Genomic DNA, 15,401 nt, shown 5'->3' with positions numbered 1-15,401 from the left:
AATGCTGTAATATGCGTATAATGTATATTGAATTACTTAATAGCAAATATTATGAAAAAATTGTACCTCTTTGTTCTAATTAATATCCTTATCTCATCAATAATAGCTATTCGATTCTTCTTTGTTCCAGGTGCATCGTTTAATTTGGTTGGGATAGCATTTTCAGTATTTGCTGTCTTGGGACATTTTTTTTCCGCCTACTTATTGCTTTTAATTGTTTGCACTCCTTTGCTTTGGTTTAAACCACTTATTCGTAATATTATTCTTGCTATATTATTCAGCTTTTTTCAAATAGGATTATATGTTGATACTATTGTTTTTCAGCAATACCGATTTCATATAAATCAGTCTGTTTTATCAATGGTTTTTTCTGGGCAAGTTGTTGATTTCTCTGTATTGACTTACTTTTTAATGTTTGTGCTTATTGCTGTTTCGTTTTGCGCTGAATGTTTTATTCTTTACATAGTCAACAATAAATTGATTTTACCGCATAAAAAATCGAGAATTGTTTTGCTATCAACAGTCTTTCTTTTTAGCTCATTTTTAATTAGTCATGTTGTGCACATGATTGCTTTTTATTATGCCTATTCGCCTATTATGGTAGTGAAGGAATATATTCCACTTTATCGGCCATTTACGTCGAAAAAAATCATGAGTTTTTTTGATGAAAAAGGGCAACGAAAAGTTGTGTATAGCAAGGATAATAGCAATGCTAGCGTTGATTATCCGAAAAATCCATTAGTGATTAACCCTCAAAATAATAAACTTAAAAATATTATGTTTATTGTATTAGATTCTTGGCGATATGATACCTTTAGTGAAGATATTTCTCCTAATACATTTCATTTTGTTAAGCAAAATAATGGCGTGATTTTTAATAACCATCACTCAACAGGTAATGCGACGCGTACTGGTATTTTTGGGTTGTTTTATGGTATTCCTGGTACATATTGGGATTCATTTTTACGTAATAGTATTCCTTCACTATTTATCACAACTTTACAGAAAGAAAACTATAATATTGGTATTTTTACTTCAGCTAAAGTTACCGCTCCGGAATTTGATCGAACAGCATTTGTCACTATCAAAAATTTGAGAATCAGTAGTAACGATGGTTCGGCTGCTAGTCGAGATAAGCAAATCACTGATGATTGGCTCGCATGGTATAAACGACGAGATACTTCTAAACCGACATTTTCTTTTTTATTTTATGATGCTCCCCATGCTTATGACTTTCCCGACAGTTTTCCAGTGAAATTTAAACCTATTGGTGATCTTAATTATATGACGTTGAATAATGACACAGATCCTTTGCCAATTTTTAATCGTTATAAACAAAGTGTTTACTATGATGATTCTCTATTACAAAATGTCTATGATGAACTTGCTAAATCAAATTCGTTGGATGATACAATTTTGATTATCACTGGTGATCATGCCCAAGAGATGAATGATAATAAACTAGGCTTTTGGGGGCATAATGGTAATTATACTGATGCGCAAACAAAGGTGCCTTTTATTATTATTGATGCAAGTGAATTAGAACATCTTAAAAATAATAGATCAAAAATGACCAGCCATGAAGATGTTATTCCTACCTTAATGAAACATTATTTATATGTGAAAAATGATATCAGCGATTACTCAACGGGATATGATTTATTTAATCCGATAACTAATCGTAATTGGCTTTTGATGTCAAATTATAGCTCGTATGCGGTTAGAACATCTGAAAATATTTATTTTGTAAATCGATTAGGGATTAGTCATTATATGGATTTGCATAATCGTGAAACTGATGAAACACCGAATTATCAATCTATTCAAGAAGCCATGAACCATATGCGTTATTTTTTTCAACCAGGGAAAAATAGTTTAAAAGATAAAAACAATTAAGTTATAAAATTGGTGAGAAAAACGGGGGAATCATTATCTACCACACGAGGTGGTGGATAATGATCTGGTTATTAACGTACATCGGCACAATTTAGGCAATAAATATAGCGATTTTGAGGGTCGTTAAATTTATTCCATAAGGAAACATGCTGTTGAAGCTCTTTTGCTTCTGGAAGTTGTTCAAAAAATATCTCTGCAGTTGATTTAGGTAACATAGCTATCATATCTGAATAAAATGCATTAAACCAATTTCCTTGTGGTTTTTGCCAGTCAATTTCATAATCAGTTAAATTAGCTAATGTTGCAGCAGTTTCAACGGCATCATCAAAATCACCTAATTTATCAACAAGTCCAATTTTGCTGGCTTCTGAGCCTAACCAAACTTGGCCTTGACCAATTTTGTCAACTTGCTCGGTTGTCATATTTCGTGCTTTTGCTACTAAAGAAATAAATGTTTGATAGCCATTATCAATATTCATTTGAATTAATTGATTCATTTCGAGTGGTAGATCTTTAGTCGCTGTATTATTTGCTAATGGTGATGTGGTTACGCCATCGCTATAAACACCAATATGAGATAAAGATTTTTCAAATGTTGGAATAATACCAAAGATACCGATAGAGCCAGTAATTGTATTTGGGCTTGCAACTATGTAATCAGATGCGGTTGATATCCAATATCCACCCGATGCAGCCATTCCTCCCATAGAGATAACAATGGGAATTTGATAACCACGTAAGGCCTCTAGTTCACTACGAATTGCTTCTGATGCATCTACACTTCCCCCAGGGCTATTTACTCGTAAAACTATTGCTTGTATGTTATGTTTATCTAAGTTTTTACGGATGTTTCTTAGCTGTTCAACAATGTCTTGACTACCAGCGATATTACTACTATTTTCACCATCGGTGATAGTGCCATTGACAAATACAACTGCAATCAGTGGTTTGTTGCCTTCGTTATCACTATCTAAATTTTTATTTTTTGATTTAAGTTGATAATCATAAATGCTGATTTGATGTTGATGAGTCAGCTCAGATTCAAATTGGTAATTAGATGCAATGACATCGACTAATCCATTAGATATAGCATATTGAGCCATATTGCCATTAGTCGCTTTTAAATTTGCCAACATAGTCTCTGGTGTCGGAACTAATTGTGTATCGGCTTTTTTTCGTTGTGACGAAATATCATTAAGGTAGTTGTTCCACATAAGTGTTAACCAACGTGTTGTATTGCTTTTTGCTTCTTCAGACATATCATCCCGAATAAATGGTTCTATGGCTGATTTGTAGGTTCCCACTCTAAAAACGTGCGTATTAATTTTTAAATTATCAAGTAAGGTTTTATAGTATAGGTTGTTTGCTGCTAATCCATATACATTAACAGCCCCAAGTGGTGTTAAATAGATTTTATTAGCATAGCTGGCTAAATAATATTGGCTTTGGTTGAAATTTGAACCATATGCATAAATTGGTTTATTTGCCTCACTAAATTTGGTTAAATATTTGCCAATATATTGTAGCGAGCTCATATCTGCACCAACGAAATGATCTAATTTAAGGATGATGCTTGTAATCTTTGGGTCTGTCGTTGCTTGAGCTATTTTCTGAGTTAATTCAAACAAACTATTTTCACGTGAGGTATTTACTTTTTTGCCATAAATTTTATTCTGTAAAGCATAGATTTCATCACTATAAAGTGTGTTATCGACAATAACACCTTCAATGTCCAAAACCAATGAACCATATTGTGGCACAATTTCTTGTTTTTTTGCTTCTTTGATTAGTGCGATAGTACTAAAGATTAAAATAATAATAATTAAAAATATTAGGTTAAGAAATATTTCTCTAATAAAGTTAATTATTTTCCATATTGATTTAATGACAGATAAAGCAGACATAATAAATGACCCTTTCATAGTAGTTTATCTAATTTTTTTGCTTCGATATTTTTCTTTTTAAAGTATTTTTTGTCTTCAAAACGTAAGCATGTTAGCTTTCCTCCCCAACAACATCCTGTATCAAGTGCATAAATGTTTTCTGGCGTACCCTTTCCGTTTAATGCTGCCCAATGTCCAAACGCGATGCTATATTCGCTTGGAATTTTACTGGGTAACAAAAACCAAGGTTTGAGTTTTGAGGGTGCTTGCTCAAGTGATTGCTTATAATAAAAATCAAGTCGGCCATCCTCGTAGCAAAAACGCATACGAGTTAACGCATTAGCGATATAACGCAGTCGATCTAAACCTTGTAATTCAGATGACCATTCATCAGGAAAATTACCATACATTTTATCAAGGAATAGGAGATAAGAATCGCTCGATAAGATAGCATTCAGATCGTGAGCACATTTTTTTAGCGTTTCCAGATCCCATTGTGGGGAAATGCCAGCATGAGTCATAATCAACTTTAAAGATTCGTCGATTTGCACCAAAGGTTGTTTACGGAGCCAATTCATCAATTCATCAAAATCTGTTGCATGAATGACATCTTCAAGATTATCCTTTTTTTTTGCCGGCGTAATATTGGCATGGATAGATAATAAATGTAGATCATGATTACCTAATACCAGTCGAATTTGCTTGGCATTATGTTTAACAAATCTTAGGACTTCTAATGATTTTGGGCCTCTAGCAACGAGATCACCTGTTAGCCATAAGGTGTCTGATGATGAAAATTTTGCTTTTTCAAGCACTCGCATAAACTCATCATAACAACCATGAATATCACCAATAAGTAAGTTTGCCATACTGTTAATTCCATGAGTTTGCAAGTTGACAGTATTGTTGCACTGTTAAGTTTTCAGCACGTAAACTTGGATCAATATTTAATTTAGTTAATTGTTCAGCAGTAAACATATTACTTAAACTGTTACGAATAGTTTTACGTCGTTGATTAAATGCCTCTGTAGTCACTCGAGAAAGTATTTTGATATCATTAACAAAATAAGGTTTTTCCTTATAAGGTATTAATTTAACGACTGCTGAGTCAACTTTTGGGGCTGGTTTAAATGATGTAGGAGGGACTTCAAGAACAGGAATTATCTGACAATAATATTGCGCCATGACACTCAATCTACCGTAATCTTTACTGTTAGGAGCTGCAACTAAACGAGTTACTACTTCTTTTTGTAGCATAAAATGCATATCAGTGATGATATTTGCATATTGAAATAAATGGAACATCAACGGTGTTGAGATATTATAAGGTAAGTTACCAAACACTCTTAATGGTTTACCGAATTGATCTGCTAGCTGATTAAAGTCAAAGGTTAGTGCATCTTGTTCAATAACCGTTATTTTATTGTTTAAAAATGGATTCTCAATTAATCTACTGGCTAGATCTCTGTCAATTTCTATAACGGTTAAATGATCAACATGTTTGCTGACAGGTATTGTTAATGCTGCAAGTCCTGGACCAATTTCGACTAGTGCTTGATCTGCTTTCGGTTGTATAGCGGCAACAATACTTTCGATAATGCCATTATCATGTAAAAAGTTTTGCCCGAATCTCTTACGAGCGAAATGACCTTGGTGAACGCGACTATTCATGGTTATCTTCACCTGTGATTTTAATATAAGCGTCACCTTTTACTTCTTGAATCCAAACCTGAGCTTCTTCAGAGAATTTACGATTAAAAATAAGTCGATAAGCTTGATCCTTTTTCATCGCATTTGTTCCATCAGCTTGTCTTGTATCAATTAATTGAATTAAATGCCAACCATAAGATGACTTTATTGGTTGACTAATTTCTCCTTTTTTTAGCTGAGTTAGAGCAGCTTTAAATCCATTATCATAAACTTCTGGGCGATTCCAACCTAAGTTGCCTCCTTTATTCGCTGAACCTGTATCCTCTGAACTCGCTTTAGCGGCAGCCTCAAAGGTTGTTGCACCACTGGTAATTGATTTTCGAATATCGGTTAGTTTTTGTTTTGCAATTTGGTCAGTAACTAATACATTGGTTTTAATCAATATATGGCGAGCATTAACTTCTTGAATTGTAATTTTTTTTGGTGCTTCAGAACGTGTATCATCAACTTTGAGAATATGTAAACCAACCCCTGAACGGATAGGACCAATAATACTACCTTTTGGTGCGCGCACTAAACGTTCTTCAAAGATAGTGGGTAATTCATTAAGTTTACGCCAACCCATACTGCCACCTTTTAAAGCAAGATCATCATTTGAATATGAAGTGGCTAATTTGGCAAAATTTTCACCTTTTTGAGCTCGATTAATAATATCTTGTGCTTTATTTGTAGCGTTATCGATTTGTTGTTTAGATGCTTTTTCGGGAACGGAAATCAAAATATGACTGATTTTTACATCAATATTGTTGGTTGACTGGCGAGCAATATTTTTTGCTAAGTTTTCCACTTCTTTTTCTGAAACTTTGACTCTAGGTCTTACTTCATGCATTCGCGTTTCTTCTATCAACATGTCATTGTGGATCCTTTCACGATAGGCGCCATAGCTGATTCCCATTGTCGAAAGTCTGCTTCGTAGTTGATCGATGGTCATACCGTTTTCAGCTGCGATTCTATCGATAGCACCGGTTACCTCGTCATCACTAACTGTAATTTTAGCTTTAGCCGCTTTTTGTAAAATTAGATTTTCAATAATTAAACGCTCAATAATTTGTTGTCTAAGTACTTTATCGTTAGGCAGATTTTTGGGATCGGTACTCGCTTTAATCGTTTTTAACATATCGTTAACATCACTTTCTAAAATGACATTATTATTAACAATTGCTGCAACTTTTTCTATAACTTTAGGTGCAGCATTAGCTGATAATGGAGTTAAAATACCTAAACTTACGCTTAGGTTTAAAACGATAAATAGTTTTAATAATTTCATATTCACTCAACTCATTTTGTTGTTGCAGCATGATTGACATGTTTGCAATAAATTTATTGGTAATTTATTTTAAAGAAATATCTTATTCAAATGTTGTTGTATAGGGTAGTTTACCGAAATTTAGCATTTTAGCTTTGGTATCTCGGTTATGACTTAATCCTTGTAATTCGAAGTTAATAGACAGCTTATTTTCATATTTACTTTTGCGAGAAGTATTTTCCCAGTCTGTGAGTTTTCTGCCATATTGCACCGTTGTGCCCCAACAACAGTCACTATAATGCAATCCAACAAAACTGTCTGCTGATTGTCCTAATTTAACATCATAATAATATGAACCAACAGCGCTGATTGTTTGTGATAGTGGCCAAGCTGTCATCATTCCTGCTTGGGAAATATCTTGTCTATAACCTCTATAAAAAGGATTTTTATCTACAGTATCAATATAGTTACGGTTTGCATAGCGATAAGATAATTGCACCAACTTATCACCCGATGGTCGATACTCAAATGTTGTATTGGCTAATGAAATGGTATCAATTCGAGTATCATACTGAACGCCACTTCTAAAGATTATATCATCACTTATGCGCCAAAAATTATCTGCTGCCCAAGTAATACTACCGGTATCAGAATTTTCATCTAAATCATTATTGTGTTCACTCGTTTTTGATTTTGTAAAATAAGTGATTTGTCCAATTGATAGGTTAAACTTTTCAACTTTGTTATTATCATAAAACCGAGTGGTTACTCCCGTTGATATTTTATTAGTTGAAGCAATTCTATCTAGGCCACTATAAGGCTGATCTCTAAACAAGCCAATATAATCCGATTGTAATATAGTCGAATCATAGGCGCCAATATTGGATTGTTTTCGATATGGAATATAGATGTATTTTACTCGTGGCTCTAAGGTTTGTGTATAGCCATCAATAATAGGTATATCTCGCTCAAAGATGACTTTACCATCAATACTAAATTTTGGTAAAAAACGATTTACGTTTTTATCTAAATCTTTATATTGATCAATATTTTTTCTAATATTATCTTGATTATAATGAGTTGCCATAAAACCCATTTCAGTGGCTAATGATGACCAAGAATTGGTTAAGGTATAATTAAGTGTAGGTTCAAAATGTGCTCGCCATGCTTTAGGTTTATTTTGCCCAGATGTCAAAAAACGAGACACTTGAGAAAATGCTCTAAATTTGAAAGGACCTAAATCATTATTATAATAACTCATATCCAACTGTGGTTCGGTTTGGTAAAGTGAATTTTTTAATTCTGAGTGAAATGGCTGAAAGTGTTTATAGCCTAACGTGATATCCCAATACTCGTCATTATAAGCAATTTTATAAAACTGCGTTAAATACCCAGCAGTCTGGGAAGCATATTTAGAACTTAGATTTGTCAGATATTGATTGTCACTAACTCGAGTTGTATCAGCATAAAAACGCCAATTATAGTTTATTAATTCTTCATTTTTCCAATGAAATAACCACCGGTGGCGATTGTCATCATAATTATTGCCATTTAAATGAGTGGTTCTATCTTTATCATATTTACTATCATGTTGTAGCCAGTCAAACGCAAGTGTGCCCAAGCCCAGTTTATTTAAATAGCGAAATTCTGTTTGTAGTTGTACACCACGTTCTTGCAAGAATCTTGGCGTAAAGGTAGCATCATAATTTGGGGCAATATTCCAATATATTGGTTGTGAAAAATCAATTCCATCAATATTGTCATAGCCTAAATTAGGCATTAATAATCCTGAACGACGTTTATCTCCGGTTGGTAATTGTAAATAAGGCGAGTATAGAACGGGTACCTTGCCAATACTAAATACGGCATTCCAAACTTCTAGTAACTGCTCTTCATTGTCATGAATAACCGTTGTTCCCTTTATATCCCATGTGCTGTCATTAACAGGACAAGATGTAAAACTACCATTTTTTAAAATAACATAGCGGTTTTTTGCCAGTTTCATTTGATCAGCATTACCACGACCAAGTCTATTGACAAGATGATAGTCACTTGGAGTCATATTTGCATCATTATTATTTAGATTCATTGATGCATTATTGCCTTTCATTTTTATTAAATTATCTTGATAAGTAATATCGCCTTCTAATGTCACGGTTCGATTATCCTTATCATGGGTGTCAATTGTGACTTTATCTGCTTGAACAGTGCGGTTCCCTTGTTCTATTAATACTTCACCTTTATAGATAGCAATGCTTGGATAGATTGCTTCAAATTGGTTAGCCTCAGCATTCACAGGTAAGGTATCGATATCTCCATTGACTAAAGGGCGATCAAACCTAGGAACGTCTATAAGACATTGAGGATTATTGCTAACAGCTGCTTTAGGTAAATCTATAGCATAACTAGAGCTGTTATACAAAGAAAGGGTGATGGCTATTGCAATAAGAGAAGGCGCTAATTTTTTCATCAATGATTAAAAAGTTATTATGATTATTTTAATTACAACATTATAGCGGTTATTTATAAAAGTGCGAATTAAAAATTAACGTTTCATTTTGCGTTTATTGATTTTACTAAGTTGTTTTACCATCACTATTCTTTTTTCGACAGAAGTATATTGAAACTCATCCCACCATTTAGCTAACTCCAATAGTTCTCCTTTTTCGATGGAGGCTCGCATTTCTAAAAGGTCATAAGCAGCTCGAAACTTAGGGTGCTCTAAAATAACAAATGCACGTTTGCCATCTCGTTTTTTCATACGTAGTTGTAAACGCCAAATATCCCCCATGATGGTGGTTAAGCGTCTAGGTATGGCAATATTTTTACATTGTTCACTTAGCACTTCGTTAATTGCCATCGAAAACGAATCATGGAATGGTAAGCCACTTTCGACACACGTTGCTTGTGTTTGTTCCATAATTGGATACCAGAAAAACGCAGCAAATAAAAATGCAGGATTGATTCGTTTGTTGTTTGCAATACGATAATCAGTATTTTTTAGAACTTGCTCAATAATTTTTTCTAAATAACCGTTTTGATTGTTGGCAAACAAACGTTCAATAATAGGAAATAGTTGTTCGAAAAGATTATATTCTCTTAGTAATTTATAAGTTTTATAGCCATTTCCAGTTTGTAATAGTTTAAGTGACTCATCAAAAAGTCGAGCAGAGGGGATATTTTTCAATAATGGCGCAAGATCTCGAATTGGCTCAGCTGTAGTTGGCTCAATTTTCATATTCAATTTTGCAGCAAAACGAACAGTCCTTAGCATTCTAACAGGATCTTCTCGATAACGTGTCTGTGGATCGCCGATTAATCGGATAATGCCTTTTTGTAAATCCTTTAGTCCCCCACAGTAATCGCGTAAGGTGAAATCATTTGCACTGTAATAAAGTGCATTCATGGTGAAATCGCGACGAATTGCATCTTGCTCAATGGTTCCATAGACATTATCGCGTAATAGCATACCTGATTGCGAACGTTTAGAAATATTGGTTTTTCCTTCCTGAGAACCGTGATCGCCACGGAAAGTGGCTACTTCAATAATTTCTTTACCAAACATAATATGAGCAAGACGAAATCGTCTTCCGACTAGGCGACAGTTACGGAAGATTTTCTGAACTTGTTCTGGAGTTGCATTGGTTGTGATATCAAAGTCCTTTGGTGTTTTACCTAAGATGAGATCTCTGATACATCCACCAACTAAATAAGCTTCGTACCCTTGTTTATTTAATCGATGAAGGACTTTTAATGCATTTTCACTAATTTCTTTACGGGATATATTGTGTTCATTGCGTGGAATGGACACATAGCCAACTTTTTGTTGTTCTTCATGACGAAAAAACTTTTGATAAAAACGTGTAACTTGTTTAAAAATAGTGCACCTCAAAAAGTATTTTTGGCTTAATAACAATCATAGCGCGCGATTATATCGTAATTGCTAATAAGTTTCCATGTTTCTTAGAATCGGTTTTTTCACTCAGTAAAATTATATTTTCTAAGATGACTTAAATATTATATTTGATTTTTTAAACATAATTATCAACAATAGTAATTAGTATAGTAATATTAGTAGTATTTAATTAAAAACGACAAATTTTGTTTTGCTCTGGTTAGAATGTTTTAACTAACTGATTAAGATAAATAAAACTATACTCAAAACTTCTTCTTACTTATTTGTTTCACAGAATATTATTTATAAAGCATTATAGTTTAAAAAAATTATGAAGAGCTTTTTAATGTTATTTGTTATAACCTTACATATGGAAGTTGTTTGAGTATATACCATTAACTAATAACTTATTGGGGACATTATGAATATTCGTGATTTGGAATATTTTGTTTCGTTAGCTGAATTTCGCCATTTTCGTAAAGCAGCAGATGCTTGCAATGTGAGTCAACCAACTCTTAGTGGTCAAATTAGAAAATTAGAAGATGAATTAGGCGTAATGTTATTAGAACGTACTAGCCGCAAGGTGTTATTTACACAAACGGGTATGATGCTAGTTGAACAGGCCAAAGAGATTTTGCGTAATATCCAAATTTTAAAAGAAATGGCTAGCCGTCAAGGTGAAGAAATGTCTGGACCAATGCATATTGGATTGATTCCTACTATAGCGCCTTATCTTTTACCACATGTCATTACTGTTTTACATGAATCTTTTCCTCAATTAGAGCTTTATTTACACGAAGCACAAACTGCAAGCATAGTTGCTCAGCTCGAAAGCGGTAAACTTGATTGTGCCATTGTTGCGCAAGTTAAGGAAACTGCACAATTTATTGAACTGCCATTATTTGATGAACCTATGTTTTTAGCGGTTCATGCAAATAACGAGTTAGCTAGCAAAAAGACCGTTAAATTATCTGCTTTAAAAGGACAAAAATTCTTAATGTTAGAAGATGGGCATTGTTTGCGTGAACATGCAATGGGGTATTGTTTCCAAGTTGGCATTGATGAAGATAAACAGTTCAAAGCAACCAGCCTTGAAACACTGCGAAGTATGATTTCAGCAGGTCGTGGTATCACTTTATTTCCAGAGCTTGCTGCACCTAACGAGCGAATTCGTGATAATATTTGCTATATTCCGTGTACAGATCCAGTACCATCACGTAGGATTACCTTGATTTATCGCCCTGGTTCGCCATTACGTGCTCGCTATGAGACCATAGCTAAAATTATTCGCGAACATATGCCAAAAGTCCTTGCTGAAAAAGAGCAATTATTAAAAGCCGCTAATTAATGGTAGGTTAGGTATAAAATATTAAAATTGAGCTATCAAATGAAAAATATCAAGATCGGCGGGGTTCGAGCTCAACAAAAAGAAAGAACTCGCCGTACTTTAATTGAAACAGCATTTAATCAACTCAATGCTGAGCAAGGTTTTGCTAGTTTAAGCCTACGAGAAGTAGCACGTGAAGCAGGGATTGCGGCTACTTCATTTTATCGCCATTTTCGTGATATGGATGAGTTGGGTTTAGCCATGGTTGATGAAAGTGGTTTAACTCTTCGCCAATTATTACGCCAAGCACGTAAACGTATTGAAAAAGGCGGTAGTGTATTACGGACATCAGTCACCACATTTATTGAATTTATTGATAAAAACCCAAAAGTCTTTTTATTACTTCTTCGTGAAAAAGCGGGAACATCAGCAGCTTTTCGTTCTGCTATTGCTCGAGAAATTCAACACTTTATTGTAGAGCTTGTCGATTATCTTGATGATGCCAACCAAATGCCTCATCATTATAACGAAGCTCAAGCAGAAGCAATGGTTACTATTGCATTTAATGCGGGTGCAGAAGCGATTGATTTTGATTTGGTACAGCGTGAAAAATTAATTGAGGATCTTATTTTCCAACTTAGAATGGTATCTCGAGGTGCTTATTATCTTTATCATAAAGAACAAATCAAAAAAGATAATCATTAATATAAATGCTATTTTATACTGAAACACATACTTTCCTGAAACTATTTAACAAAATAAAATATGTACTTAGTGAGTAATAAATAGATTAATTGTAGGAAAACATTGGGTTGTTTATTCGTTATGATTAAAATAATCCTCTAAAAATGCATAAAGTATTTTACTGGGAATCGCTTTATACAGTTGAACCACATTATAAAAGTGAATAAATCACTTAATCTTTTGTTTTCTATCTTTTTAATCGCTAACGATTTGTTGATGATGCCACCTTGCCATGAAAGTCCGTATCACGCTTTTCGGCTTGCTCATTCATTTATTAACTGGCAGGTTTTGCGAATTTCTGATTGATACCATGGCTATTTCTTGTTTAACCAATCGATGCTGTGAATTCTCAATTAACCGCGAAACGGTATAGAATCCTGAATATTTTTTACAAAAATTTAACCTAAAAGTAAATATCACATCTCCATTAAAGTACCTATCGCTTTCGGCTTGCTCATTCATTTATTAACTGTCAGGTTTTGCGAAGTTTTGATTGATACCATGGTTATTTCTTGTTTAACCAATCGATGCTGTGAATTCTCAATTAACCGCGAAACGGTATAGAATCCTGAATATTTTTTACAAAAATTTAACCTAAAAGTAAATATCACATTTCCATTAAAGTACCTATCGCTTTCGGCTTGCTCATTCATTTATTAACTGTCAGGTTTTGCGAAGTTTTGATTGATCCCATGGTTATTTTTTGTTTAACCAATCGATGCTGTGAATTTTCAATTAATCGCGAAACAGTATAGAATCCTGAATATTTTTTACAAAAAATATAACTGAAAAAGTGAGCAGTTGTGTAAATATCCCATAGTGAGTGCAAAACTCACGTAAAAAATTACGTTACCTGTATTCATGTTTTATATTCATTGGCTTTTTCTATTTTAACCAGATGGTTAATACCATAATTCATGTTTTTATAACTTTTGTTCTTACCGGTTAAAGAGGATAAACAGTTTCTATTGGGCTTTTTTTTACACATTATAGATGGTCGGTCGACTAACCATAAAGCATTTAGCTAAAGTGGTAATGGTTATCTTTTCTTTATGATATAAATGTTATATCTCTCGTCTGTGATACGGCATTAGTTTTGTTTTTTTCTGTGTATTTATTACCGTATTTTCTTAAATTACTGTCAATCGGGCGATTAATTTCTACAGATGAATATTATTTGGCTAGCTGAGTTATTATCAATAGTATAAATTTTTATTACTCAAGTTTGCAGATAAGTGGTAAGGACATATATCCAATACTATTGTGGAAAATGCCACAATAGTATTGGTTGCGGTTAATTAAAGGTTTTGTAATACTTTTTCAACACTATCTTTCGCATCGCCAAATAGCATATAGCTATTTTCTTTAAAGAATAGTGGATTTTGTACACCTGCATACCCTGTATTCATTGATCGTTTAGAAATAACGACCGTTTTTGCTTTCCAAACTTCAAGAACTGGCATGCCAGCAATTGGACTATTTGGATCTTCTTCAGCAGCTGGGTTTACTGTATCATTTGCACCAATAACCCAAACAACATCCGTATCAGGGAAGTCATCATTGATTTCATCCATTTCAAGAACAATATCATAAGGCACTTTGGCTTCTGCGAGCAATACATTCATATGGCCAGGTAAACGTCCAGCAACAGGATGAATACCAAATCTTACTTCGATATCCATTGCGCGTAGTTTTTCGGTAATATTACTTACAGCACCTTGTGCTTGTGCAACAGCCATACCATAGCCAGGAACGATGATAACAGAACGCGCTTCTTTTAATGTTTGCGCAACTTCGGCTGGTTGCATTTCACGGTGCTCACCTTGTTCTTCATCAGATGAACTAGCTGCGCTACCATCGCTACCGAAACCGCCAGCAATAACACTGATAAATGAACGGTTCATTGCTTTACACATAATATATGAAAGAATAGCACCTGATGAACCAACTAATGCACCAGTTACAATTAGAAGATCATTACCTAGCATAAAGCCTGCCGCTGCCGCTGCCCAACCCGAATAAGAGTTTAGCATTGAAATAACAACAGGCATGTCAGCACCACCGATTGAGGCCACTAAATGGAAACCAAAAACGAATGCAATAATTGTCATGATTAATAAGCTAATTGTAGCACCTACTCCACTTTCGCATTTAACAAAGACAAACATTAAAATGGTAGAAACAACAATTGCAGCTAGATTCCAATAATGCTTATTTGGTATGGATAATGGTTTTGAGCTAATGCGTCCATTTAATTTACCAAATGCGACAATAGAGCCTGAGAAGGTTACTGCACCGATAAAGACGCCAACAAAAATCTCTACTAAATGTACAGTCAGTTCACCACCGTGAAAATCTTGAATGTGAGAATCTAAAAAGCTATTTAAGCCAACAAGAACCGCAGCCATTCCCACGAAGCTATGAAGTAGTGCAACAAGTTCTGGCATTTGTGTCATTTCCACTTTTTTGGCCAGATATAAACCAATTGCAGCGCCGATAACCATAGCAATGATGATCCAGTGTAATCCACCTTTGATACTAGCAACTGCCGCGATAAGTGCAATTGCCATTCCAATCATACCGTAGATATTTCCTGATTTGGCCGATTCTTGGTTAGAAAGACCCCGTAAGCTAAAGATAAAAAGTAATGCAGCAATAACATAGGCTGCTTGAATGATTCCATTACTCATAATGTATGCT

At 34.1% G+C, this 15,401-nt stretch carries 10 protein-coding genes; 3 read left to right on the top strand and 7 right to left on the bottom strand.

The genetic code is table 11. The annotated features are described in order from the left end of the window. The first annotated feature begins 51 nt into the window (after nucleotides 1-51). Nucleotides 52-1,896, top strand: coding sequence for a sulfatase-like hydrolase/transferase (locus GYY69_RS04930; RefSeq protein WP_174796672.1), 1,845 nt, complete (start codon nucleotides 52-54; stop codon nucleotides 1,894-1,896). Between the two features lie 71 nt (nucleotides 1,897-1,967). Here the strand turns inward: GYY69_RS04930 and sppA are convergent, their stop codons facing one another. The 6 genes from sppA to pcnB all read right to left on the bottom strand — a co-directional run bounded on the left by sppA (nucleotide 1,968) and on the right by pcnB (nucleotide 10,615). After that, nucleotides 1,968-3,800, bottom strand: a complete 1,833-nt coding sequence (sppA, locus tag GYY69_RS04925) for a signal peptide peptidase SppA (RefSeq protein WP_202984950.1) — start codon at nucleotides 3,798-3,800, stop codon at nucleotides 1,968-1,970. A gap of 14 nt (nucleotides 3,801-3,814) precedes the next feature. Beyond that, on the bottom strand, nucleotides 3,815-4,648 hold the full coding sequence (apaH, locus tag GYY69_RS04920) for a bis(5'-nucleosyl)-tetraphosphatase (symmetrical) ApaH (protein WP_174796670.1): 834 nt from the start codon (nucleotides 4,646-4,648) through the stop codon (nucleotides 3,815-3,817). Nucleotides 4,649-4,652: 4 nt separating this feature from the next. Then, on the bottom strand, nucleotides 4,653-5,450 hold the full coding sequence (gene rsmA, locus GYY69_RS04915) for a 16S rRNA (adenine(1518)-N(6)/adenine(1519)-N(6))-dimethyltransferase RsmA (protein WP_174796669.1): 798 nt from the start codon (nucleotides 5,448-5,450) through the stop codon (nucleotides 4,653-4,655). Next, nucleotides 5,443-6,756 (bottom strand): peptidylprolyl isomerase SurA, encoded by a 1,314-nt coding sequence (surA, locus tag GYY69_RS04910; protein WP_174796668.1) that lies wholly within the window; start codon nucleotides 6,754-6,756, stop codon nucleotides 5,443-5,445. Before surA ends, rsmA begins: the two co-directional genes overlap by 8 nt. Nucleotides 6,757-6,838: 82 nt before the next feature. Further along, nucleotides 6,839-9,205: an LPS assembly protein LptD gene (gene lptD / locus GYY69_RS04905; protein WP_174796667.1), complete on the bottom strand. Its 2,367-nt coding sequence runs from the start codon at nucleotides 9,203-9,205 to the stop codon at nucleotides 6,839-6,841. A gap of 75 nt (nucleotides 9,206-9,280) precedes the next feature. Next, nucleotides 9,281-10,615: a polynucleotide adenylyltransferase PcnB gene (gene pcnB / locus GYY69_RS04900; protein ID WP_446718883.1), complete on the bottom strand. Its 1,335-nt coding sequence runs from the start codon at nucleotides 10,613-10,615 to the stop codon at nucleotides 9,281-9,283. A gap of 436 nt (nucleotides 10,616-11,051) precedes the next feature. On the opposite strand from pcnB, the gene oxyR reads away from it, so the two are divergent. Then, nucleotides 11,052-11,978 (top strand): DNA-binding transcriptional regulator OxyR, encoded by a 927-nt coding sequence (gene oxyR / locus GYY69_RS04895; protein ID WP_065638341.1) that lies wholly within the window; start codon nucleotides 11,052-11,054, stop codon nucleotides 11,976-11,978. 39 nt (nucleotides 11,979-12,017) lie between these two features. Continuing rightward, nucleotides 12,018-12,662, top strand: a complete 645-nt coding sequence (fabR, locus tag GYY69_RS04890) for an HTH-type transcriptional repressor FabR (protein WP_065638342.1) — start codon at nucleotides 12,018-12,020, stop codon at nucleotides 12,660-12,662. A gap of 1,337 nt (nucleotides 12,663-13,999) precedes the next feature. Here the strand turns inward: fabR and pntB are convergent. Further along, the gene (pntB, locus tag GYY69_RS04885; protein ID WP_174796665.1) at nucleotides 14,000-15,391 is read right to left on the bottom strand and encodes a Re/Si-specific NAD(P)(+) transhydrogenase subunit beta; all 1,392 of its coding nucleotides are present in this window, start codon (nucleotides 15,389-15,391) and stop codon (nucleotides 14,000-14,002) included. Nucleotides 15,392-15,401: the final 10 nt, after the last annotated feature.

Origin of the sequence: Gilliamella sp. ESL0250 (assembly GCF_013345045.1) — a bacterium.
Lineage (GTDB): Bacteria > Pseudomonadota > Gammaproteobacteria > Enterobacterales > Orbaceae > Gilliamella > Gilliamella apicola_H.
The sequence above is the reverse complement of the archived record's forward strand: the minus strand, read 5'-3'. Positions and strand labels throughout refer to the sequence as shown.